This is a genomic window from Dickeya lacustris (assembly GCF_029635795.1).
GTDB lineage: Bacteria > Pseudomonadota > Gammaproteobacteria > Enterobacterales > Enterobacteriaceae > Dickeya > Dickeya lacustris.
The window spans coordinates 3,267,736-3,289,276 of the sequence record NZ_CP114280.1 but is presented as its reverse complement, the minus strand read 5'-3'; the positions used below and the strand labels follow the sequence as shown (position 1 = coordinate 3,289,276).

General features: G+C 56.9%; 19 protein-coding genes. 12 read left to right on the top strand and 7 right to left on the bottom strand.

Annotated features, from left to right (window positions below):
- From O1Q98_RS14885 to O1Q98_RS14875, 3 genes are read right to left on the bottom strand one after another with little or no spacing between them, the layout of a single operon-like run.
- Positions 1-1,101, bottom strand: a complete 1,101-nt coding sequence (locus O1Q98_RS14885; protein ID WP_125260609.1) for an ABC transporter ATP-binding protein — start codon at positions 1,099-1,101, stop codon at positions 1-3.
- A 10-nt stretch (positions 1,102-1,111) separates the two neighbouring features.
- Positions 1,112-2,230, bottom strand: coding sequence for a beta-galactosidase BglB (bglB, locus tag O1Q98_RS14880; protein ID WP_125260610.1), 1,119 nt, complete (start codon positions 2,228-2,230; stop codon positions 1,112-1,114).
- Between the two features lies 1 nt (position 2,231).
- The gene (locus O1Q98_RS14875; protein WP_125260611.1) at positions 2,232-4,697 is read right to left on the bottom strand and encodes a hypothetical protein; all 2,466 of its coding nucleotides are present in this window, start codon (positions 4,695-4,697) and stop codon (positions 2,232-2,234) included.
- A gap of 510 nt (positions 4,698-5,207) precedes the next feature.
- On the opposite strand from O1Q98_RS14875, the gene O1Q98_RS14870 reads away from it, so the two are divergent.
- The 7 genes from O1Q98_RS14870 to O1Q98_RS14840 all read left to right on the top strand — a co-directional run bounded on the left by O1Q98_RS14870 (position 5,208) and on the right by O1Q98_RS14840 (position 11,577).
- Positions 5,208-6,515: an ABC transporter substrate-binding protein gene (locus tag O1Q98_RS14870; RefSeq protein WP_125260612.1), complete on the top strand. Its 1,308-nt coding sequence runs from the start codon at positions 5,208-5,210 to the stop codon at positions 6,513-6,515.
- 20 nt (positions 6,516-6,535) lie between these two features.
- The gene (locus O1Q98_RS14865; protein ID WP_125260613.1) at positions 6,536-7,096 is read left to right on the top strand and encodes a glucosamine kinase; all 561 of its coding nucleotides are present in this window, start codon (positions 6,536-6,538) and stop codon (positions 7,094-7,096) included.
- A complete protein-coding gene (locus O1Q98_RS14860; protein ID WP_125260614.1) occupies positions 7,093-8,004 on the top strand; it encodes a glucosamine kinase nucleotide-binding domain-containing protein in 912 nt (303 codons plus the stop codon). The genes O1Q98_RS14865 and O1Q98_RS14860 overlap by 4 nt, the downstream gene beginning before the upstream one ends.
- A gap of 308 nt (positions 8,005-8,312) precedes the next feature.
- A complete protein-coding gene (locus O1Q98_RS14855) occupies positions 8,313-9,029 on the top strand; it encodes a metal ABC transporter ATP-binding protein (protein WP_125260615.1) in 717 nt (238 codons plus the stop codon).
- Positions 9,026-9,892, top strand: coding sequence for a metal ABC transporter permease (locus O1Q98_RS14850; RefSeq protein ID WP_125260616.1), 867 nt, complete (start codon positions 9,026-9,028; stop codon positions 9,890-9,892). Before O1Q98_RS14855 ends, O1Q98_RS14850 begins: the two co-directional genes overlap by 4 nt.
- A 13-nt stretch (positions 9,893-9,905) precedes the next feature.
- A complete protein-coding gene (locus tag O1Q98_RS14845; RefSeq protein ID WP_125260617.1) occupies positions 9,906-10,784 on the top strand; it encodes a metal ABC transporter substrate-binding protein in 879 nt (292 codons plus the stop codon).
- Between the two features lie 226 nt (positions 10,785-11,010).
- The gene (locus O1Q98_RS14840; RefSeq protein ID WP_125260618.1) at positions 11,011-11,577 is read left to right on the top strand and encodes an LOG family protein; all 567 of its coding nucleotides are present in this window, start codon (positions 11,011-11,013) and stop codon (positions 11,575-11,577) included.
- A gap of 72 nt (positions 11,578-11,649) precedes the next feature.
- Here the strand turns inward: O1Q98_RS14840 and O1Q98_RS14835 are convergent, their stop codons facing one another.
- The 4 genes from O1Q98_RS14835 to dtnK all read right to left on the bottom strand — a co-directional run bounded on the left by O1Q98_RS14835 (position 11,650) and on the right by dtnK (position 15,797).
- On the bottom strand, positions 11,650-12,147 hold the full coding sequence (locus O1Q98_RS14835; RefSeq protein ID WP_125260619.1) for a VOC family protein: 498 nt from the start codon (positions 12,145-12,147) through the stop codon (positions 11,650-11,652).
- Between the two features lie 249 nt (positions 12,148-12,396).
- Positions 12,397-13,215 carry a DeoR/GlpR family DNA-binding transcription regulator gene (locus O1Q98_RS14830; RefSeq protein ID WP_125260620.1) on the bottom strand — a complete coding sequence of 273 codons (819 nt, stop codon included), beginning with the start codon at positions 13,213-13,215 and terminating at the stop codon, positions 12,397-12,399.
- Between the two features lie 307 nt (positions 13,216-13,522).
- Positions 13,523-14,503, bottom strand: coding sequence for a D-threonate 4-phosphate dehydrogenase (locus O1Q98_RS14825; protein WP_125260621.1), 981 nt, complete (start codon positions 14,501-14,503; stop codon positions 13,523-13,525).
- Positions 14,496-15,797, bottom strand: a complete 1,302-nt coding sequence (dtnK, locus tag O1Q98_RS14820; protein WP_416232429.1) for a D-threonate kinase — start codon at positions 15,795-15,797, stop codon at positions 14,496-14,498. Before dtnK ends, O1Q98_RS14825 begins: the two co-directional genes overlap by 8 nt.
- Positions 15,798-16,018: 221 nt before the next feature.
- Here dtnK and O1Q98_RS14815 point away from each other — a divergent pair, with 221 nt between their 5' ends.
- The 5 genes from O1Q98_RS14815 (at position 16,019) to O1Q98_RS14795 (ending at position 21,541) form a co-directional block, all read left to right on the top strand.
- Positions 16,019-17,155 (top strand): iron-containing alcohol dehydrogenase, encoded by a 1,137-nt coding sequence (locus tag O1Q98_RS14815; RefSeq protein WP_125260622.1) that lies wholly within the window; start codon positions 16,019-16,021, stop codon positions 17,153-17,155.
- 219 nt (positions 17,156-17,374) lie between these two features.
- On the top strand, positions 17,375-18,259 hold the full coding sequence (locus O1Q98_RS14810; RefSeq protein ID WP_125260623.1) for a dihydrodipicolinate synthase family protein: 885 nt from the start codon (positions 17,375-17,377) through the stop codon (positions 18,257-18,259).
- A 37-nt stretch (positions 18,260-18,296) separates the two neighbouring features.
- The gene (locus O1Q98_RS14805; protein WP_125260624.1) at positions 18,297-19,718 is read left to right on the top strand and encodes a sodium:solute symporter family protein; all 1,422 of its coding nucleotides are present in this window, start codon (positions 18,297-18,299) and stop codon (positions 19,716-19,718) included.
- Positions 19,719-19,724: 6 nt separating this feature from the next.
- The gene (locus tag O1Q98_RS14800; protein ID WP_125260625.1) at positions 19,725-20,900 is read left to right on the top strand and encodes a sialidase family protein; all 1,176 of its coding nucleotides are present in this window, start codon (positions 19,725-19,727) and stop codon (positions 20,898-20,900) included.
- Between the two features lie 167 nt (positions 20,901-21,067).
- Complete coding sequence (locus tag O1Q98_RS14795; RefSeq protein WP_125260626.1) at positions 21,068-21,541, top strand: NanQ anomerase/TabA/YiaL family protein; 474 nt, start codon at positions 21,068-21,070, stop codon at positions 21,539-21,541.

Here is a 21,541-nt window from a genome sequence, read left to right as displayed (position 1 = left end):
TCAGGCTTGTGGGTCAGTCAGGCGAGTCAGTGTCTCACCGCTATCGGCATCAAACAGGTGGCAGCTGGCCTCAGGGAAGCGCACAAAAACCAGCTCGCCGCTGCGAAACTCATGGTGGCCTGGCAAATGCACGATCAGTTCATTGTCCATTCCGGCGCAGCGTCCGTAGATAAAGGTTTCATGCCCCATCATTTCACAGCGGTCAATGCACAGTGAAATGCCGCCCTCCTGATCGCCAACCAACTGGCAATGCGACGGGCGGATACCGAGCTCCACGCATTTTCCGGCTTCGCCGCGAAACGGCAGCGTTAACACCATGCCCGACGGACACTGCACCTCGACGCCATCCGCCGTGCAGTTGCCAAGCGTCACCGGGAAGATATTCATGCGCGGCGAACCGATAAACCCGGCGACAAATTTATTACAAGGCCGGTTAAACAGCTCCAATGGCGTGCCGACCTGTTCGATACGCCCGCCATTAAACACCACGATACGCTGCGCCATCGTCATCGCTTCCACCTGATCGTGGGTGACGTAAATCATGGTGGTGCGCAGTTTTTGATGCAGCCGGGTCAACTCGCCTCGGGTTTGCACGCGCAGTTTGGCATCGAGGTTAGATAACGGCTCGTCAAACAAGAACAGATCCGGGTCACGGACAATCGCCCGGCCAATGGCCACGCGCTGCTGCTGACCGCCCGACAAAGCACGCGGTTTACGCTCCAGATAAGGCTCCAGCCCCAGCATGCGGGCGGCCTGCTCAATGCGCCGCGCTATCTCGTCTTTGGGGAAATGCAGGTTTTCCAGCCCGAAAGCCAGGTTTTTACGCACCGATAAATGCGGATAGAGCGCATAGGACTGAAACACCATCGCTATCTTGCGCTCCGCCGGGCCCAGCGCATTAACGTTACGATCGCCAATCCACAGCTCGCCCTCGGTGATAGATTCAAGCCCGGCAATCATGCGCAGCATCGTCGATTTACCACAACCTGACGGCCCGACAAACACGATAAACTCACCGTCGCGGATACTCAGGTTCACCCCTTTAATCACAGGCACTGCGCCATAACTCTTATGGATGTTTTTCAGTTCCAGACTTGCCATTACCGCGTCCTCACACAGAATGTCGCTGCGCCAGCAGCATCAGCATGACCAGTGCCTGGCCATAGGGCACCGCCACATTGGGAATGTCGTGATAAAATTGCAGGTCATGACCCATCGCCGTGCCATCAGACACGCCTTGCACCACGCCTTGCGGGTCAATTTGCGCCACCACCGCCGCCAGGCCTTTCTCCAGCACCTCTGCGGGGAAATCCGCCAGCATACCGAGCCTGCGGGCATTCAGAATTCCGGCGATGAACCCGGCGCTGGCCGACGTTTCCAGCGGTGAGTCCGGGTCATTGAGCAGCGTGTGCCACAACCCGGAGTGATGCTGGCAGGCCGCCAGTGCGTTTGTCTGCTGCGTTAAGATGGCTTCCAGCGTGCGTTGAACCGGCGGCGAGAGCGGGGTTTGCGCCAGCCAGCAGATTTCCGGCAACACCAGCGTGACCCAGGCATTGCCCCGCCCCCAGAACGCTCCGGCATAATGGTGACGGCCAAGAAACGTCCAGCCGTGATACCACAGCCCGCTGGGGGCATCGGCCAGATAACGCGCGTGCGTCAATAACTGGTATTCCGCTTCATCCTGCAACGCCTGACGGTTGAGCACCCCGGCGCTGACGACGAGAAACAGCCCGGCCATAAACAGCGTGTCATCCCACAGTTGCCCGGTATTCGGGCGCTCTTTCACCGTGTGTTGAAAACCGCCGTCTTCGGTTTTCGGCAACGAATGCAGCAGCCAGTCGGCCCACTCTTCGACCGCCTGTAACCAGTGCGGGCGAGGGTCATCACGGCACAATAGCGCCAGCACCAGCATCGGTGCGGTCGAGTTGATTTGCCGGGGCGGTAATCCGGCCTGTAATTTTTGTTCATACCACTGCGCCAGCGCCGCCAGCATCGCGCCATCGCCACGCTGTTGCGCCAGTTTCCAGAAACCATATAACCCGACGCCTACCTCCCAGTCCCACTCTTCAAACTGGATAGTCAGCGTGTCGCTGGCGGGCACCTCTTCGGTGACACTATCAATCGCTTTCAGGCGGCAAAATGCCAGCGCCACCTTATCCAACAGCGTATCGATATTTTGCGGCGTCAACGGCGGAACGCCCTCAAGAGCCTGTGGCGTGTGTTCGGTCATGTTACTGCACCTCCTCAGTACGCTGTGGTATCACCGATACGGTGTCGGGAAAAACGAACGGCTGACTGTCGATGGTAAAACCGCCCTCCGGCTGCCAGGCCATCAGGCCATAATCGGGGTCATCAAACTGCACGCTACCGTCGGGTAACTGCTGTACCTGACGATGACGAAAGCGCGCGATAAATTCAGCAAAGCCGAGGCTGCCTGCACCGCTATCTACGGCGATATACCAGACATTACTCTCGCCAAACGCCCGCAATTCGCTGTCCGGTTGGCCGCCTTGCGGCGTGTGCAGCTGTAATCCGGCGGGATTGTGCAGCGCGGCATAGCCATTGCCGCCGCGCACAAAACACCAGCACGCCTCAACCACCACCTCATCAAGCGCGGTACGCGGCAAATACAGGTGCGTCCAGCGGCGCAAATCATGCTGCAAATCAAACAGCATCCAGGCGCGGTTACGGTGCTGCATCACCTGCGGCAGGCGGCCATTTCCGGCCCAGTAGGACGGGCGGTGTACCCCGTCAGGGCGGTCTTCACCGGGGTGATTGACCCACAACCGGGCGGCATAATGGCGACCCAGACGGATATCCAGCACGTGCTGCTGGTGCCCCGGTTCGCCGGGATGGTGATCAAACACCGAAGAGAACGCCACATCCTGCTGTTTCCAGGCAATGACGTTCGCGCTGCGATCAAGCCCCTGCACCCAGCGCGCCTGTGCGCCCTGCGGCGAGAGCCACTGCGCGATGGCTTGCGCTTCCTGCGGCGGTTGATATTGGCTCAGGCACATTAACGGCAAGGCGGCGCAGTGCGGGAGCATCCAGCCTTCGCCCCAGAGCAGCGCGCAGAAACCGGCCAGCTCGGTCAGCATGCCTGAGCGCAGCTCTTTGTCATACGCCCGCCCCATGGTGCCGACGGCCACACCGTTTTGGTGTACCCAGGCGGTCATCAGCACGATTCTGTCGATAACGGTACGCGCGCGCTCCCGCAAACTTTCATCGCCAGCCAGCTCTGAAAGCGCCAGTAAACCGATAAGGTCAATCGGGTAATAGGCAGCCGAGTTCCACTCCACCAGGCCGTGCGTCAAAATGGCATCAAACCAGCGATCCAGCCGTTGACGCGCAATCGCATGCTGCTCGCGCCCGGTGCGGCCGCTGCACACAAACACCTCATCCGGGAAATTTTGCCCCGCCAGATACTGGGCGACGTGGAAACACAGGCAGTGGTTTTCGCTCCAAAACCACATGGTGTCGCAGCCCGGCTCATCAATCCAATAACGAAAACCGAGAATGGCGGTACGCACGCGCTGCCACTGCGGTGCGCTCAGGCGCTGCCCTTGATAGCGCTGCCACAGCCAGATAAGCGGCACCAGTTGAAAATCGGCACAGTCTTCACGGCGGCTGATTTTGTGCAACACCTGATTGAGAATAGGGTCGATAGCCTCGGTGCCTTCGCCGGTCGCAAAACTGGCCAGCACCCGGCCAATACGTTCAAAACCGTGTCGCGCCGTGTGGCGCAATAGGTGCTCCCGCCGCTGTGCCAGCGAGGGTAATGCGGGCAGGGTTTGGGTCGGCAGGCGGCCAAAACTGATGTTACGACTCAGCGAGATCCCCTCGTACTCTGCGCGGCACACCAAATCGTAATACCCGACCAGCCCTGCCGGTAACTGAGCCTGCCAGTCGGTTTGCCCGGCACAAAGCGCCTGTTGCTGCTGCCAGGGCGTGACGGATTCATTGACGTTACACAACAGGTGGTGATGCACCGTCACCGCTTCGGGGAGCGGCACCGCAGAATGCAGGGTTAGCGTGTCATGGTTAATCAGGTTCTCGCCAAGCGACAGGCTATTGAGCCAGTTATCCATCGCCCATAAACGCTCGCTGCACGTCGCATCCGGCGCGAGTTGCCAGCGTAATGGCCGCTCATCGAGATAGCGCAGGCTAAACAGGTAGTCCGTATCGCGTTCACACAGCTCTTCTGCATGCACCACCAGCGTATTGAGGCCCAATTGCAGCGGCAGTACCAACTCGCAGAACTGCTCGGTATTGCGGCTAAACGGCGTGAAGCGGGCAATTTGCCGGCCATTGAGCCACAGCGTCACGCCACCGCACGTCCCTAACCTAAAGCGCGCAGCGTGCAAACCATCGCTGTAAATAAAACAGCGGGCAAAGCGCTGCACATGCGTCGGGCACGGCCAGAAGTCGCTGAAATTGACCGATTGGCTCTGATCTCCGCCACTCCAGAGGGCGTTAAAATCGACATGATTCGGCAGGCTTATCTCGCGCGGGGCGGTTTCTTTGAGAAAACGCACGCGGCAGGGCAATACCCCTACATCTACAAAGCCATTAATAAAACGGTAATTAACGGTATCCGGCAACGTATCGACTTCCGCCGGATAATATTTTTCCGCAAGTGAGGTAATCATAAAGCGGTTAATGACGCTGTTCTGCTTTAATACCCAACCGATATTCATGCTGAATCCTTTGTTGCCGCTTTAGCGAATAAACGAAATATCGAAAACGGATGGCACAATAAAAATGCATGGTGAATGAAAACATCAAAAATAAACACAATTATTAAAATAATGGATATTTTTAATGCGCCTGCACCGTTATTGTGCGCAATGCGATTTATTCATTCACACCATGCAACTTTCTGGTGCTCTGACGCGTTTCGTATCGAAATAATGCAAATTTTGCATTATTTGCCAATTTGCACTTAACATCGTCTTTTTGCATTATAGAGTAAATTATTGGATGAACAATATGCGATTCTTATCACAAAAAGAGATTGACTCAGCTAAAAGCCGAAATATATTTAATATGCTTCACAAAAAACACCGCTATTTTTGCTCATAATTGGCCGCCACAAAGGACAGTTATGCAAATTTGCATTCATGCATCAGGAATGCCGTCAGCGATACCCAGTGTGTCAGGGTAATGGGTATTAACCGGCGCTACCTATTTTTGGAAGGAAGGGGTTTATGAATCGCTATCAACACGCGCTGTTATTTTCCTTCATCACGCTGGGTGCGCTTGCCAGCAACAGCGCTATCGCCGCTAAAACACAAATTACTTTTTTATACAGTGACGACGATCCAGAGCTGGTTCATTTTATGGAGCAGAAAGTTAAATCGTTTTCACAAAATAACGATCATATTGACGTTAATTTTGTCAGCACCGGTTATAACGCGCTGCAAACCCAATTACCGATGCAACTGGCCGCCGGCCTCGGCCCGGATATCGCCAAAACCACCCAGATGGGCCTGCTTTCCTACACGCTCGACCTGCGCCCTTATCTGACGGACGCCGCCGGATTTGAAAAGCGTTACGGCGCGGGCATTGAAAAAATTATGCGCATCAAAGGGGTGCATAAAGACAATGCGCTGCCGGGCTTTGTCGCCTCCTGGACGGCAGACCTGCCGTTCGTCAATGCCACGTTGTTCCAGCAAGCAGGCGTGCCGCTGCCGCAGCCGGGTTACACCATGGAACAACTGATGCAGGCCTCGAAGAAAGTGGCGGAAAAAACCGGCGTGGCGATCCCGTTTACTATCGATCGCAGCGGTTTTCGCTTCTCCGGCCCGGCCTACTCCTATGGCGCTCGCTACGATAAAGACGGCCAGATAAACTTCCCCGATGCGGCGGCACAGGCCTGGATCAAAGATTTAAAACGCTGGTCAGACGAAGGGATTTTCCCGCGTGAAATGTGGGGTGCCGCCGGTGGCGGGCAGTACAAAAGCATGGCGGATGACTTTGTGAACGGCAACATCGTCACCTATTTCTCCGGCAACTGGCAGTTAAACCAGTTCAGTAAGCAAGTCGGCAACGGTTTCGACTGGAAAATGCTGCCTGCGCCGTGCAAAGAAAAATGTATTTCGATGGGCGGTGCCACCTTCATTATGCCGTTTAAGACCAGTAAGCATCCGAAAGAAGTGGCGGAGTTCATGGAGTGGCTGGGCAGCGAAGCGACCCAGCGTGAAGTTGCCGAACGCTTTAACATTATTGTCGGCGCGGATATCGCCAACCTGAACTACCAAACGAAAGATCAGCATGTGATTGAGGGGCTGAATACGGCACGCGCTGAAATCGCCAAAATTCCGGCGTATGTCTTCGACTGGGAGAAAATGGAGAGTCTTGGCGGCAGCGAGCTGTACCCGATAATCCTGACGCGCTTCACGCAATATCTGAATAATCAGGTGTCGTATGAGGAGTATTTGCGCCTGACGGACAATGACGTCAAACGACTCAATCAGACCATTACCAGCAACCGTCAACAGCAAAAAGCCCAATAAACAAGCGGAGTCACGCCGGGATGAAACTTGCGCTCATGTCTGTCGCGATTGACGGTGATACTCCGTTCGACCGGCAGGCAGAACATGAACACTGTCAGCGGCACTGGCCGGATACTTCGCGCTGGTTGCTGGTGAGCGGCGCGTTCACCCGGCTGTTGCACTGGCAACCGGGCACGTTGCACTGCTACGGCGGCGGCCTGTTTCCGCTCGGCGACCCGGCGAGCCTGGCTCGTCTGGGGCTGTCTGGCGTACAGGCCATGTTGCAGGCGGTTGAAGGCATCACCCCTTCGACACCGCTGGCAGAGCAACTCTTTCGCCATTTCTCCGGCCATATCGAGCAGGTGGTGGACTGGTCAAAACAGGCGCGTGCCGCTGATTATGCGGCACTGGCCGCCGATATTCTGGCCCACCCGCACGACCCGCTCGCCCAACGGCTGCTCAAACAGAGTACCCAGGAACTACAGCATTTGCTGGATGTTGCAAGGGCGCAACAGGCGCAACAGGTTTGGCTCAGTGGGCCGCTGTGCGCCTGCTGTTTGGCGGCACTGAGCGACGATAACCACCGGGAGTTCCGTGAATGAGCAGTAACGATAACGCACGCGCGCCGCTGTATGCCGGGGTCGATGGCGGCGGCACCGGGTGCCGGGCGCGTCTTTATTGCGCGGATGGCACCCCGCTCGGTCAGGGTGTCGGGGGACGCGCCAACCTGCTGCTTGGCGTTGCCGCTGTGCGCCAGTCGGTGGATGACGCGCTGCATCAGGCGCTGCGACACAGCGGCTTGAGTACAGCGGACGCTGCGCGCCTGCATGTCGGGCTGGCGCTGGCTGGTGCCGAGCATCGCAGCGCTTATCAGGCGTTTCTGGCGTTGCCGCACGGCTATGCCTCGCAAGTGCTCAATACCGATGCGCTGGGCGCTTGTCTTGCAGTGAACCAGGGTAAAGAAGCCGGTGTGGTGATAGCCGGTACGGGCTCCTGCGCACTGGCATGGCAACCGTGTACCATCACCGCCTATGGCGGCCACGAATTCCCGATTTCCGATCAAGGCAGCGGGGCGCGTCTTGGCCTTGCGGCATTGCAATATTTATGGGGCGTCAGACAGGGCTGGGCGGCACCGTCTGCGCTCAGTCAACAACACGCCCTTCCCTTTGACAATCAACAGGATGCAGAGCAGTGGCTCCAACAGGCCCAGCCGGGAGACTACGCCCGGTTCGCGCCTGCCGTATTTGATTGCGCCCGTCAGGGTGACGCGCAGGCCACCGCACTGCTGCAACACACCGCCCACGAAATTGAAGCGCTGCTGGCGGCGGTGTCACGCCATTCGCTGCCACGCCTGTCGCTGATGGGCAGTATTGGCCTGCACATCCGCCCCTGGTTGTCGCCAGCGTGGCAACAGCGCTTATCGCCGCCGAGCGGCGACGCGCTGGACGGCGCGCGCCTTCTCGCCGTACATGGCTACGCGCTCTACCCTGAAGACGCAGCGCCCGGCTAAAAATCTCCCGGTTTTACTGCCCCACGCCTGCGCAATATGCTTGATCTTTGGCCTTTGCCCCTTCTTTGCCAGACGCCATGACGACGGCACAACGCCAGTCGTCAGCGTACATCCCGCTCTGCCGCCAGCCGGACACACTTTTTTACCTCTGATTCCCCCGCTCATAATTGTTATGTTATAACATATGATGATTAATCGGAGGATACTGTGACCAGTCTTTACGCGTTTTCTGCCGTCGCCCGTCTGGGGCTGGCTGGCATGATGTTGTTGTTACTGTGGGGATTGATTGGCTGGGCGGTGGCGCTGGCATGATTGCACTGCATTCACTGACGTTCGGCTATTCCGGTCAGCCGCTCGGCACGCTTGATGGCTGCTTTGAACACGGCTCGCTCACGGCAATTATCGGTGCCAACGGCTCGGGTAAATCCACCTTATTGAAAACACTCGCCGGGCTGTTGCCTGCGCTGTCAGGCCATTTCTGTATGGCGCCACAGGCGCGCCGCTCGCTTGGCTATCTGCCGCAGCTCAGTGAGTTTGACAGGCAATTTCCTCTTAGCGTCAGCGATCTGGTGCTGATGGGGTGTGTGCCGCATTGCGGTTTACTTGGCCGCATCAGCGGCACCTGGCGTCAACATGCGCAGCAGGCGCTTCACACCGTCGGCATGGCCGAGGCCGTGCACGCACCGATCGGCACGCTGTCAGGCGGCCAACTGCAACGGGTGCTGTTTGCCAGACTGCTGGTGATGCAATCACCGGTCATTTTGCTGGATGAGCCGTTTACCGGCATTGATGAACACACCACTCAGTTGTTGCTGGCGACCATCCACCAGTTACATCAGCAAGGGCGTACCATTTTGGCGGTACTGCACGATCTTGAGCAGGTAAGGACTCACTTTCCTCAGGTACTGATGCTGCACCCAGGCAGCCATCGCTGGGGCGATGGCTCATCGGTTCTGGCGGCTAACGCTGCCGCCACGCCGCCGCTGGAACAGGCCCGGCGCCCGGCGCTAAGGCAGGTGACATGATGTGGCTCGAACTGCTAACCACACCGTTTAGCGATTTTGGCTTCATGCGCCGCGCGCTGGTCGGCTGTCTGGCGTTAACGCTCAGTGCCGCGCCGCTCGGCTGCTTTTTGCTGTTGCGTCGTATGAGTTTGATAGGCGATGCGCTCTCTCATGCGGTGCTGCCCGGTGTGGCCATCGGCTACCTGATTTCTGGTATGTCGCTGCTGGCAATGGGCATCGGCGGTTTTATTGCCGGGCTCTCCGTTGCCATGCTCTCCGGGGTGGTCAGCCGCCGCACCGAGCTAAAAGAGGATGCCAGCTTCGCGGGCTTTTACCTCGGCTCACTGGCGCTCGGCGTCACGCTGGTGTCGCTGCGCGGCTCAAGCGTTGACCTGCTGCATGTGCTGTTTGGCTCGATACTGGCAATTGATGCTGAGGCCCTTATCACCATTGGCGCTATCAGTTCCGCCTCGGTGCTGATACTGGCGGTTATCTATCGGGCACTGGTGATTGAATCGTTTGATGTCACCTTCATGCGCCTGCTGTCACACCGCGCGCGCGCGATGATTCACGGGGTGTTTCTGTCACTGGTGGTACTGAATCTGGTCGCCGGATTTCAGCTCCTTGGCACATTGATGGCCGTCGGCATGATGATGCTGCCTGCCGCCTGTGCCCGTTTCTGGAGCCGCCGCCTGCCGGTGATGCTGGCGCTCGCCGTTGTTATCGGTGCTACAGCCAGCCTGGTCGGGCTTATCTGGTCTTACTATGCCGATTTGCCCGCAGGCCCGGCGGTCATCCTCACCACCACGCTGTTGTTCTGTTTTTCGGTTCTGTTTGGTTCCAATGGCGGCATGTTACGCACAGGTCGCACTACGACTCACTGAGAGGGAAGAGAAAATGAAACGTTCTGTATTGACTGTACTACTGGCCGGTTTGCTGTTAAGCCCTATGGCGATGGCCAAGGCATTGAATGTGGTTGCCAGTTTTTCTGTGCTGGGCGATATGGTCAGCCAAATCGGCGGCGCATACGTCGATGTCACCATGCTGGTCAAACCCAATGGCGACCCGCATGAGTTCGAGCCCTCCCCCAAAGACAGCAAAACGCTGTCACAGGCGGATCTCGTGTTCGTTAACGGCCTTGGGCTGGAAGGCTGGCTGGATCGCCTGATTAAAGCCTCTGGTTACAAAGGCGAAGTGATAACGGCAAGCCACGGCATTCACACGCTGAAAATGGCAGAGGATGGGAAAACCGTCACCGACCCGCATGCCTGGAACAGCATGAAAAACGGCATCAGCTACGCCCATAATATCGTCGAGGCGCTGGTAAAAGCAGACCCGCAGCACGCCAATGAGTATCGTCAGCAAGGCGATCGCTATATTCAACAGTTACAACAGTTGGATGACTACGCCACACAAACGTTCGCCGCAATCCCGAAGGACAAACGCAAAGTGCTGACCAGCCACGACGCTTTCGGGTACTTTGCCGCCGCTTATGGCGTACGTTTCCTCTCACCGGTGGGCTACTCTACCGAATCACAGGCCAGCAGCAAAACCGTCGCGAAGCTCATCACCCAGATAAAACAGGAGCAGGTTAAGCTCTATTTCATCGAAAACCAGACCGACCCGCGTCTGGTGAAACAAATCGCTGACGCCAGCGGCGCACAGCCGGGCGGCGAACTGTACCCAGAGGCGCTGACGGATGCCAGTGGCCCGGCCGCGACCTACACCGCTGCCTTTAAGCACAATGTTGACACCCTGGCTGCCGGTATGAAGTAAGCCAGCAGGCTGCCCGGTATCGCCGGGCAGTCCGCCTGCCTCGCCATGTCGCCGCACCGCGTTTTGCCCCCTGCGTTCTGATTATCGTTCGATAGCCCCTCATCGCCGTTTCGATTATGCTGATGGCGCGATAACGCTCTGGTTAATCGAGCGAAGGTCTACCCCACTCGCTCCTGCCGTCATCTGACAGACAGCATCGATAAACTCAGGTTACAGAAGGAATACTATGTTGAAGTTCGGCGTATTTTGCGGTTCAGCTCTCGGTAACAACGCGATTTATCAGCAACAGACGCAATCTCTCATCCGTTATCTGGTCAGCCAGAACGCCGGTATTGTTTACGGCGGCGGGAAGGTGGGCCTGATGGGGCTGGTGGCGGATACCGCGCTGGCCTATGGCGGCCACATAACCGGAGTTATCCCTAAGCACCTGGTGAATAAAGAACTGGCGCACCCGACGCTCACTGAACTGGTTATCACAGAAGACATGCATGAGCGCAAAGCGAAAATGGCTGAACTGGCCGATGTGTTCATCGCGTTGCCGGGCGGTGCCGGTACGCTGGAAGAAATCATCGAACAGTGGACCTGGGCGCAACTGGGCCTGCACCATAAAGCCTGCATCCTGTTTAACGTCAACGGCTACTATGACGGCTTTATCGATTTTATCGCCCGTACCGTGCGCGATGGCTTCATGAAGCAGGATTATCTCGACATGCTTATCGTTTCAGACAGCCCCGAAGCGGTGCTGGACAAAGCGCTGTCTTATCAGCCGCCCAAAGCCAAATGGGATAAATAAATGGCATAAATAAGTAGCATAAATAAGCAGCACATAGGCTGAGAACCCTCAGCCTATGCTCATCATCCCGGCTTACCCAAAACGCGCCAGTTCTTTATCGAAATCCAGCGGCTGAATGCCTTGGGCGTCACTATCTGCCGCCGTCAGTTGATTGGCAGGAATAAACCAGGTTATCTCAAACAGCAGGCCATCCGGGTCATGTCCGTACACGCTTTTATGCACGCCGTGATCTTCCTCCAGCCCTAAACGCCCCTCTTGCGCCAGCGTGTCGCGAATGCGCTTTAACTCGTGCAGCGAATCAACCTCCCACGCCAGATGGTAAAGCCCGGCGGGGGGTTCATGCTCGCCGGGTTGCTCGCCGCGCGCGCGAAACACCCCCGCCCGCTGCTGCCCCTGATTTTTCGCAAACAGCGCCAGATCATGGTCGTTATCCGATTCTGCCGCCTGGGTAAATACTGCCTGACGGCCACCCGGCTTTGGGCGAAACCCCAGCACATCACGGTAGAACGCGGTGCTTTTTTCCACATCCGATACATATAAAACAGCGTGATTCAAACGGGTGATCCCCATACACCTCTCCTGATGGCCTGATGAGTGAACCGGCATCGTGACACAACTGAATCAGCGTTTTATATATCGATTTCAGGCAACGAACGTCACCCGGCGCATAATCCCAACCGCATAGGGTAGAGGAGCGAGAAAGAGTGAGAAATAGACGGTGAAAAATAGACCGTGGAAAATGGAGAGTGGAAAACAGAGAGTGGAAAACAGAAAACGGCGGGAAACAGCGAGTGAGATACAGCGGAAAAAGGCCGCAGATCAGCGGCCTGTTACCGTCACCAATTGCAGTTCCAACGGCTGGGCGCGCAGCTGGCGCTCCACCTCGGCCGGTAACGCGCTATCGGTAATAATATCGGTCAATTCAGACAACGGCGACACGCAAAACAGCGAATAAGCGCCGTATTTACTGCTGTCGGCCAGTAATACCCGGCGACTGGCATTGGCACCAAGATCCTGCTTGATCCCAGCTTTTTCCTCGGTTGGCGTGGTAATGCCCTTCTCCAGACTCCACGAGTTACAGCTGATAAAAGCAATATCAGGATAGACGCTGCGCAGCAGGCGACGCCCGTGCTCGCCGATACAAGACTGGCTGCTGTCATCAATGCGCCCGCCGATAATCGTCACCTCGATTTGCTTGAACTCACACAAAAACAGCGCAATTTGCAAATCAGCGGTAATCACGCGCAGCGGCAAGTGGGTCAAATTACGCGCCAGTTCCAGCATCGTCGTGCCCGCATCCAGCACCACGGCATTGCCCGGTTTCACCAGCGCAGCCGCCTGTCGCGCTATCGCCTGCTTCTCTGCCAGGCTACGCTGTAATTTTTCATTGGTGGTGGGCTGGGAAGGGATAAAACGGTTGAGCGTCACCCCACCGTGGCTGCGGCTGATAACCCCCTGTTCGTCGAGTTTTATCAAATCGCGCCGGATAGTCGCAGGAGAAGCATCAATGACCGTCACCAGCTCATCCACCGTCACCAGATTATGACTTTTCAGATAATCCAGAATCTGATCAAGACGGCTCTGCCCTTTCACTCGCTCTCCGGTTATACGCAACGTATCAGTCAATCTATGCCCCACGACCTCATTAACAGGTTCCTTGCTCTCTCGCCACCGGCAACACCTTACCGCCACCGACAACGCCTTACCGCGACTGGCAACATTTTACTGCGACTGGCGATGCCTTTCACGGCTGACAGGGGAGGATTATGCCATATCAGGCATCAAGCCTGCCTCTTTTGCCTTCACAAAAAGGCGACGAGGCAGGCGTCACTACCGTCTGACACTGGCCGGATAAGCGCGTTTGCCGACAAACGCCCCGCGCTGTCAGCGCTCGCTATCAGGCTCGTTCGTTATCAGGCTTGTTTGTTATCAGGCTTGTTTGTTATCAGGCTAATTGCATCGCCAGTTTAATCGAAACGGCCATACTCTCAGGCTTCGCTTTACCTGTCCAGGCGATATCAAAGGCCGTGCCGTGATCGGCTGAGGTGCGAATAAACGGCAGCCCGGCCGTGATATTCACGCCATCATAGAAGCCCAATAGCTTCAGCGGAATGTGTCCTTGATCGTGATACATCGCCACCACCATGTCGTATTGACCTTCATAAGCCTGTAGGTAAACGGTGTCCGGCGGGCACGGGCCGTAGGCATCGATACCTTTGGCTTTCATCGCCTCGATGGACGGGCCGACAATCTTGATTTCCTCATCGCCAAACAAACCGTTCTCACCGGCATGCGGGTTCACCCCGGCAACCGCAATGCGCGGAGCCTGATAGCCGACACGTTTGAGGAAGGTATCGGCCATGGCAATCACGGTTTCCACCCGATCGCGGTTCAGCGTGTCCAGGAATTTACGCAACGCAATATGGGTGGTGACGTGAATCACTTTGAGTTTGTCGGTATAGAGCACCATGGCGTAATCGCGGCTGTTGGTCAGCTTCGCCAGCAACTCGGTATGCCCCGGATAGAGATGCCCGGCGGAGTGCAGCGCTTCTTTATTGAGCGGTGCGGTGGCAATGGCATGGACTTCACCCGCCATCGCCAGCTCAGTCGCACGTTTCACGCAGCGATAGGCCAAATCGCCCGCCTGCGCCTGTACCACCCCTTGCTTGAGGTTGTCAGGATCGGCCAGCGGCTCATCAATCACGTTAATCACGCCGGGCGCGAAACGCGCATCGGCAGGACGCGCAATTTCATTGAGCTCCACCTGCGGCACTACGCCTAATGCCAGAATACGGCGCAGCGTCTGTACGCAGCCCACCACCACTGCCGATGCGCCAGATAACTCACCTTCAGCCAGCGCCTTAATGATGATTTCAGGGCCAATGCCTGCCGGGTCGCCCATTGTTACCGCAATAATTTTACTCACACGCACTCTCCTCAATAAAACGCAAAACATGTAGCAGGGTGGCGTCATCGCCAAACCCGCCCGCTTTCGTCATCACAGGGATATCTCCTGCCAGGCTGTCTTGCAGGCGTCCCCAGGGAACGCAACCGGCAATTTGCCCCAGAATGCGAAATCCGTTGGCGTGCAGCGCATTGGCTGCCGCTATCGCAATATCCCCGCCCGATAAATAGAGCCCGCCCGGTCGCTGGCGCTGCACTATCTGCCGCGTCAGTTCACCCAGCCGTTGACTAATGGCATCCCCCAATTGCTGACGGTTCATGCCGTGGCGCTGACATAAGCGCTCTACCTCAAACCGCTGATTGTTGTTATGGCAGGTACGCACGATGCAGTGCTGACCGTGGCTTAATGAGGCCGTTGCCTGCGCGACGGTTTGCGCTATGCCCTCATCCCCCGCCAATACGCTGTCGATATCCACCTCCAGCAGCGTGACATCCGCACGCTGGCTGGCAGCCTGAATCTGTAATTGAGCGATTTCGCTCATCGAACCGACGACCGCCAGCAGCGCCCGGCACGGGGACCGCAGCGTCAACTGCCGCGCCAGCGCATCACTCATCCCGGCGGAGCCCGCCAACAGCGGTTTTTCCGGCAATTGGGCGGCAGCGCGTACAATCGCGTCGAGATCCTGTTGCGACTCGGCATCCAGCACCACCAGGCGCACGCCGCTATCGCAGAGCTGTTGCAGGCGCGCGGCAAGCTGCTGGTCGCGCACCTCGCGCAAAGACAGCCGCGCCTGAGCAAGCGGCGTCTGCTCGGCCAGCCGCTCCCCCACGCACGCCGAGCGTACCGGCGTTTTCGGATCGCTGGCGAATTCGGTGTCGGTCAGCAACTTACCGTATACCCACACCTGGCCATCGCGGGTAATGCGGCCAAGCGTCGGCGCGGCGGGAGCCACCAGCGCCAGCGACAGCCCGGCGGCAGTCAAGGCAGCGTCAATTTCTGCACCGGGATTGCCGCGTAACGTGGAGTCGATCTTTTTGATAATCCAGCCGCCAGCCTCCCGTTGCCGCCATGCCGATACCGCCTGCGTGGTTCGTTCTGCCGCTAGCCGGGCCGATAACGCCCGGCTATCCGTGTTGACAACCCATGCATCGCCCGCTGGCGCGTTATGCATATGCAGCACATCAAACAGCACGCTCACGTGCGCCCCTTTGCGCGCCAGCCCAACGCCGGCATCATTCGCGCCGGTAAAATCATCTGCCACCACTAATACGTTGGCCAGTTCACGTACGTTGGCCAGTTCACGCCGGTCTGACATGCCCGCTCTCCCTCTGTTCGACAACCTTAAATTGATTATATTGAATCACGTTTGATTATATGTGAGCAATATCAAATTATTCAAAACCAATTTCACCTATAAATTAGCCACACAATGCGAAAAAACGATTTATTTCCATCACAAACACAAGATGTGATTGAAATAAATCACTCATATCTCACTGACATCGCAGTGAAAAGGCGAGAAGACAAGGTCATCGTATGAATATCAACAGCACTCTTATCAGCGGTTATCAGGCACTGTTGGATCTCAGTTACCTGCTGCGCGACAAGCAGCATGTCCTGCTGGTCACGGACAAGAATATTGTCGGTTTAACGGGCGTGCAGACCCTGATGGCCCAGTTGAAAACGCACGTGCCGCAGCTTTCGGTCATTGATAACGTACCGGCAGAGCCGAGCCAGCATGATGTGGCGGCAGTCTTGCAGCAATTGCCTGCCACCCAGCCTGATCTGGTGATAGGCGTCGGCGGTGGTAGCGTACTGGACGTCGCCAAACTGCTGTCGCTGCTGTGCTCTGGCGAAGAAGGCATCACGCTTGATAGCCTGCTGGAAGGCCGCAAACCGACGCGTCGCACCACTTCGTTGCTGATCCCAACAACAGCGGGCACCGGTTCCGAAGCCACGCCCAACGCGATTCTGGCTATCCCGGAAAAAGAAACCAAAGTGGGCATTATCACCCCGGTGATGCTGCCGGATTATGTGGCGCTGATCCCTGAACTGACCACCAGCATGCCAGCGCACATCGCCGCCTCAACCGGCATTGATGCGCTCTGTCACCTGATTGAGTGTTTCACGGCCACCATCGCCAACCCGGTAGCGGATAACTATGCCTTAATCGGCATGAAGAAACTGTTCGCCAACATCGAAACAGCCGTCAATGAGCCGGGCAATCTGGAAGCGCGCTTGAATATGCTGTGGGCGTCTTATTACGGTGGCGCGGCCATCGCCCATGCGGGCACCCATCTGGTGCATGCCATGTCTTACCCGTTGGGCGGCAAATACCACATTCCACACGGGGTGGCGAACGCCATTTTATTGGCACCGTGTATGCGTTTTGTGCAACATGCCGCAGCAGAAAAATTCGCTCAGGCTTATGACCTGCTGCCAGACGCCAACCAGTCGCTTTCCACTGAGCAGAAAGCCGCTGCGCTGGTGGATTACTTCACCGCGCTGGTGAAACGACTGAATCTGCCGTCATCGCTGCAACAATTGGGCATTAGCCGGGATGATTTGCCCTACCTGGTGGACTCGGCGTTACAGGTGCAACGCTTGATGAAGAATGTCCCAACGACAGTACGCGCCGACGATGTACACGCCATCTACTCAAGCCTGTTTTAATGCGCTTTTCCAGGGACGCACAGCAGGTTAGTGAACAACGATTTTGCTACATAACAGTTGACATATACCCCAAATAATTCGAGTGGCAGGAAGGCGACGAGAGAGTGAACCCCGATGAGCTTACTTCGGTACGTGATTCGGGTGAGCGAACGCAGTCAACACGCCGGCAACGTGAGGTATGACGGGTATATAACGGTTGATGAATAACGAGGCATAACAATGAGTAAACCAATTAAAGGCGTTCTGACCGCGATCGTCACGCCCTTTGACCATCAGGGGGAATTCAGCCCCACCGCCCTGCGCCAGCAGGTTCAACGCCAGATGCGCTACGGCAACGGCATTTTCTGTAACGGCACCAACGGTGAATTCTTTGTGTTGCACACCGACGAGAAAGTAGCCGTCACCGAAACCTGCGTGGACGAAGCCGCCGGAAAAGTGCCCGTCGTGGCACATATCGGTGAAATTTCGACCCGTGAAACCATCAAGCTCGGCAAACGCATCGCCGCACTGGGCGTGGATGCCGTTTCCGTGATTACGCCGTATTTCGTGCCGCTCAAGCAAAGTGAGCTGATTGCCCATTACCGGGAAGTGGCAGACGCGCTGCCGGTACCGGTGTTCATGTACAACATTCCGGCCCGTACCGGCAATACGCTGCAACCGGAAACGGTGCGCGTACTGGCCGAGCACCCGAACATTATTGGCATCAAAGACAGCGCCGGTAGTTACGAGAGCCTGAGCGGTTTCCTGAGCGCGGTAAAAGATATGCCGGGCTGCGATGTGCTCAACGGCCCGGACTCACTGATTCATCAAGGCTTCGTTGACGGCTGCTCCGCCTGTATTTCTGGTCTTGCCAACGTTGCGCCACGCGCCATTAGCGAAATCTGGCACCGTTTCCACGCCGGTGACATCGAAGGCTCCCGTCAGGCGCAGGAGCAGGTGAGCGAGCTGCGCAAAACGCTTTATGCCGTTGCGTTCTCACCTGCGGTGGTGAAAAAGGCGTTGGTACTGATGGGGCAGGACGTCGGCGTCAGCCGCTATCCCATCCAGTTCTCTGCCCAGGATGAAGACACTATTCGTCAGATTATTCAACCGTTCGCTGAGTGAATGAACGCTTACCCTTACTCCTACAGGATCGAAAACCATGAACCATTTTGATCTGACAGACACACTTATCATCATCGGGATAATTGTTGTCTATATTGCCCTTACCTCCTGGCTGACGCTGCGCCTGCGCAGTAACTCCAACGCAGAATTCATGGAAGGCTCACGCGCGCTGCCCGCGTTTATCGTCGGCGTGCTGTTGATGACCGAATTTATCGGCGCGAAATCGACCGTCGGCACCTCGCAGGCCGCCTTTGAAAGCGGTATCGCCGCCTCCTGGTCGGTGATTGGCGCCGCCATCGGTTTCCTGCTGTTTGGCATGATTCTGGTGAAAAAGATTTATAACACCGGGAAAATCACCATTTCCGGGGCGATTGCCGAACGTTATGGCAACACCACCAAGAACATTATCTCCATCATCATGATCTACGCGCTGTTGCTGGTGAACGTCGGTAACTACGTCAGCGGCGCGGCGGCCATCTCCACCGTGCTGAAAGTCAGTCTGCCGGTGGCGGCACTGATTACCGCTATCGTCAGTACCTTCTATTTCTACTTCGGCGGCATCAAAGGCGTTGCTTACGTCACGCTTATCCACAGCGGCCTGAAATACGTTGGCGTGATGATTATTCTGTACGTGGCGCTGAAAATGACTGGCGGCATCACGCCGATGGTCGAGAAGATGCCGGAATTCTACTGGACATGGGACGGCAGCATCGGTGCCAGCACCATCGGCGCATGGCTTATCGGGACTATCGGCTCGATTTTCTGTACCCAGTTTGTGATTCAGGCTATTGCCTCCACCAAAGATGAGAAATCTGCCAAACGGGCGACCTGGATTGCGTTCCTGTTCTGTATGCCGATTGCCATTGCGATTGCCATCATCGGTGTTGCGGCTAAATTCGTCCACCCGGAAATCAAGAGCCTGTACGCGCTGCCCATCTTCCTGCAGGACATGAATCCGTGGCTGGCAGGCCTGGTGACGACGTCGCTGGTCGCCTCTATCTTCATCAGCGTGAGTACCGTTGCACTGGCGATTGCATCTCTTATCGTGAAAGATTTCTACGTGCCGTACTGCAAACCGACGCCAGAAAAAGAGTTCAAGATGACGCGCGTGTTCTCGCTCATCATCGGTTTCCTGCCGCTGGTGTTCGTGCTGCTGGTGCCGGAAGTGCTGAAACTGTCGTTCTTCACCCGTGCCATTCGCCTGTCGATTTCCGTGGTGGCAATGGTTGCCTTCTACCTGCCGTTCTTTAGCAGTTCCCGTGGCGTCAACGCCGGTTTGATTTTGTCGTGTGTGGTGACATCCGTGTGGTACATCATGGGCAACCCATTTGGCATCGACAATATGTACATTGCCCTGGCAACACCGGCGGTGGTGATGGCGATTGACCGCCTGATCCCCAACAAAGCCGCCAAAGCCGGACAAAAAACTGAACCATCCGTCCCCCACTCTGGAGCCTAAGTAGTCATGACGACCGAAACCATTACCATCGAACGCGACGGCCTGGTGCGCCCGGCTGATGCTGACAACCAACGTCTTGATGCCTACATTCCGTCAGAATGTCCGCAGAACCATGCGTCTAACCTGCTGCATCTGCCTAACGGCGATGTGCTGTGCGTCTGGTTCGGCGGCACGCAGGAAGGGGTGTCGGACATCTCGATTTACCTGTCGCGACTGGTCAACGGCAGCAACCAATGGACACCTGCCGTCAAGCTCTCCGACGACCCGACTCGCTCCGAACAGAACCCGGTGCTGTTTCTGGCACCGGACGGCGTACTGTGGTTACTGTACACCGCACAGAAATCCGGCAATCAGGACACCGCCATCGTGCGTTACCGCCAGTCGCAGGATCAAGGCGAGACCTGGGGTGAGATTGGCACGCTGCTGGAGCAGCCCGGCACCTTTATCCGCCAGCCGATTACCGTGCTGCCCAACGGCGACTGGCTGCTGCCGGTGTTCTACTGCCGCATCCAGCCGGGTGAAAAATGGGTCGGCAACGATGATATCAGCGCGGTGAAAATCTCAAGCGATCAGGGGCAAACCTGGCGTGAATCGGTGGTGCCGAACAGCACCGGCTGTGTACACATGAACATCACCCTGCTCAAAGACGGCACCCTGCTGGCGCTGTTCCGTAGCCGCTGGGCCGATTTCATCTACCGCAGCCACTCCACCGACGGCGGGGAAACCTGGTCAGAGCCGGAGGCGACCACGCTGCCTAACAACAACTCGTCGATTCAGGTGACGACGCTCGATAACGGCCATCTGGCACTGGTGTTTAACGCCATGAATGCCGACGGCGCGACCGAACGCCGCCTGTCGCTGTATGACGAAATCGAAGATGAAGAAGAGAGCGAGGCCAAAATGCCGGAAATCACCGCCGGACGCAGCGCCTTCTGGGGCGCACCGCGCGCGCCGATGACGCTGGCGATTTCCGAAGACGGCGGTAAAACCTGGCCGTGGCAGCGCAATCTGGAAGTGGGTGACGGTTACTGCATGACCAATAACTCGACGGATAAGCGTAACCGCGAGTTCTCCTACCCCAGCATCAAACAGGGGCCGGACGGCAAACTGCACATCGCGTTTACCTACTTCCGCCAGGCGATTAAGTACGTCTGCGTCAGCGAGGCGTGGGTCAAAGGCTAATACCGCTCCCCGCCCCTCCCCGTTGCCGGGGAGGTAATCAGTGGCTACCCACACCTTGTTGGCCCGTTGCCGACAAAATGGCGCGGGTAGCCGCACGGTTCATTCCCGTTCAGGGAGACTCTCGCCGCCTCCCTTCAATTTGCTCACTACTTGCTAAGGAACCGCTAATGATCGCAGGTAATCTGAATCATCTGCCGCTGGCAACGTTGCCTGAACCACTGCTTCGTATTCTGTCCGGCTTCACGCTCACACAGCTAAACGCCTTGCGGGAAGGCAAATACCAGCCCGAAGGCGTTGACTGGTTTTACTCTATCGGCACGGTATCGACTGCGCCGAAAGCCGAACGCCATACCGAATTCCACCGCCGTTTTCTCGATATTCAGTTGATTCTGGCAGGCGAAGAGATCATCGGCTACGACCTGAATGACGCAGGCGATCGCGCCGCCACCGAGCGCAAACCGGATCTGTTTATTCTGGATAAGCCGCAGGTGCCGCACGCCATTCGGCTCTCCGCCGGGGATTTCGTCACCTTCTATCCCGGCGAACCGCATCAGGCGCTGTGCGCCATCAACGACCAACCCGCGCCAGTGAAAAAAGCGGTGTTCAAAGTACCGGTTGAATTACTGAACACGCAGGGGTAA

What these genes read in the sequence shown, in the direction of transcription:
- O1Q98_RS14885 (WP_125260609.1), bottom strand. Translation starts at nt 1,101, where the DNA reads ATGGCAAGTCTGGAACTGAAAAACATCCATAAGAGTTATGGCGCAGTG.
- bglB (WP_125260610.1), bottom strand. Translation starts at nt 2,230, where the DNA reads ATGACCGAACACACGCCACAGGCTCTTGAGGGCGTTCCGCCGTTGACG.
- O1Q98_RS14875 (WP_125260611.1), bottom strand. Translation starts at nt 4,697, where the DNA reads ATGAATATCGGTTGGGTATTAAAGCAGAACAGCGTCATTAACCGCTTT.
- O1Q98_RS14870 (WP_125260612.1), top strand. Translation starts at nt 5,208, where the DNA reads ATGAATCGCTATCAACACGCGCTGTTATTTTCCTTCATCACGCTGGGT.
- O1Q98_RS14865 (WP_125260613.1), top strand. Translation starts at nt 6,536, where the DNA reads ATGAAACTTGCGCTCATGTCTGTCGCGATTGACGGTGATACTCCGTTC.
- O1Q98_RS14860 (WP_125260614.1), top strand. Translation starts at nt 7,093, where the DNA reads ATGAGCAGTAACGATAACGCACGCGCGCCGCTGTATGCCGGGGTCGAT.
- O1Q98_RS14855 (WP_125260615.1), top strand. Translation starts at nt 8,313, where the DNA reads ATGATTGCACTGCATTCACTGACGTTCGGCTATTCCGGTCAGCCGCTC.
- O1Q98_RS14850 (WP_125260616.1), top strand. Translation starts at nt 9,026, where the DNA reads ATGATGTGGCTCGAACTGCTAACCACACCGTTTAGCGATTTTGGCTTC.
- O1Q98_RS14845 (WP_125260617.1), top strand. Translation starts at nt 9,906, where the DNA reads ATGAAACGTTCTGTATTGACTGTACTACTGGCCGGTTTGCTGTTAAGC.
- O1Q98_RS14840 (WP_125260618.1), top strand. Translation starts at nt 11,011, where the DNA reads ATGTTGAAGTTCGGCGTATTTTGCGGTTCAGCTCTCGGTAACAACGCG.
- O1Q98_RS14835 (WP_125260619.1), bottom strand. Translation starts at nt 12,147, where the DNA reads ATGGGGATCACCCGTTTGAATCACGCTGTTTTATATGTATCGGATGTG.
- dtnK (WP_416232429.1), bottom strand. Translation starts at nt 15,797, where the DNA reads ATGTCAGACCGGCGTGAACTGGCCAACGTACGTGAACTGGCCAACGTA.
- O1Q98_RS14815 (WP_125260622.1), top strand. Translation starts at nt 16,019, where the DNA reads ATGAATATCAACAGCACTCTTATCAGCGGTTATCAGGCACTGTTGGAT.
- O1Q98_RS14810 (WP_125260623.1), top strand. Translation starts at nt 17,375, where the DNA reads ATGAGTAAACCAATTAAAGGCGTTCTGACCGCGATCGTCACGCCCTTT.
- O1Q98_RS14805 (WP_125260624.1), top strand. Translation starts at nt 18,297, where the DNA reads ATGAACCATTTTGATCTGACAGACACACTTATCATCATCGGGATAATT.
- O1Q98_RS14800 (WP_125260625.1), top strand. Translation starts at nt 19,725, where the DNA reads ATGACGACCGAAACCATTACCATCGAACGCGACGGCCTGGTGCGCCCG.
- O1Q98_RS14795 (WP_125260626.1), top strand. Translation starts at nt 21,068, where the DNA reads ATGATCGCAGGTAATCTGAATCATCTGCCGCTGGCAACGTTGCCTGAA.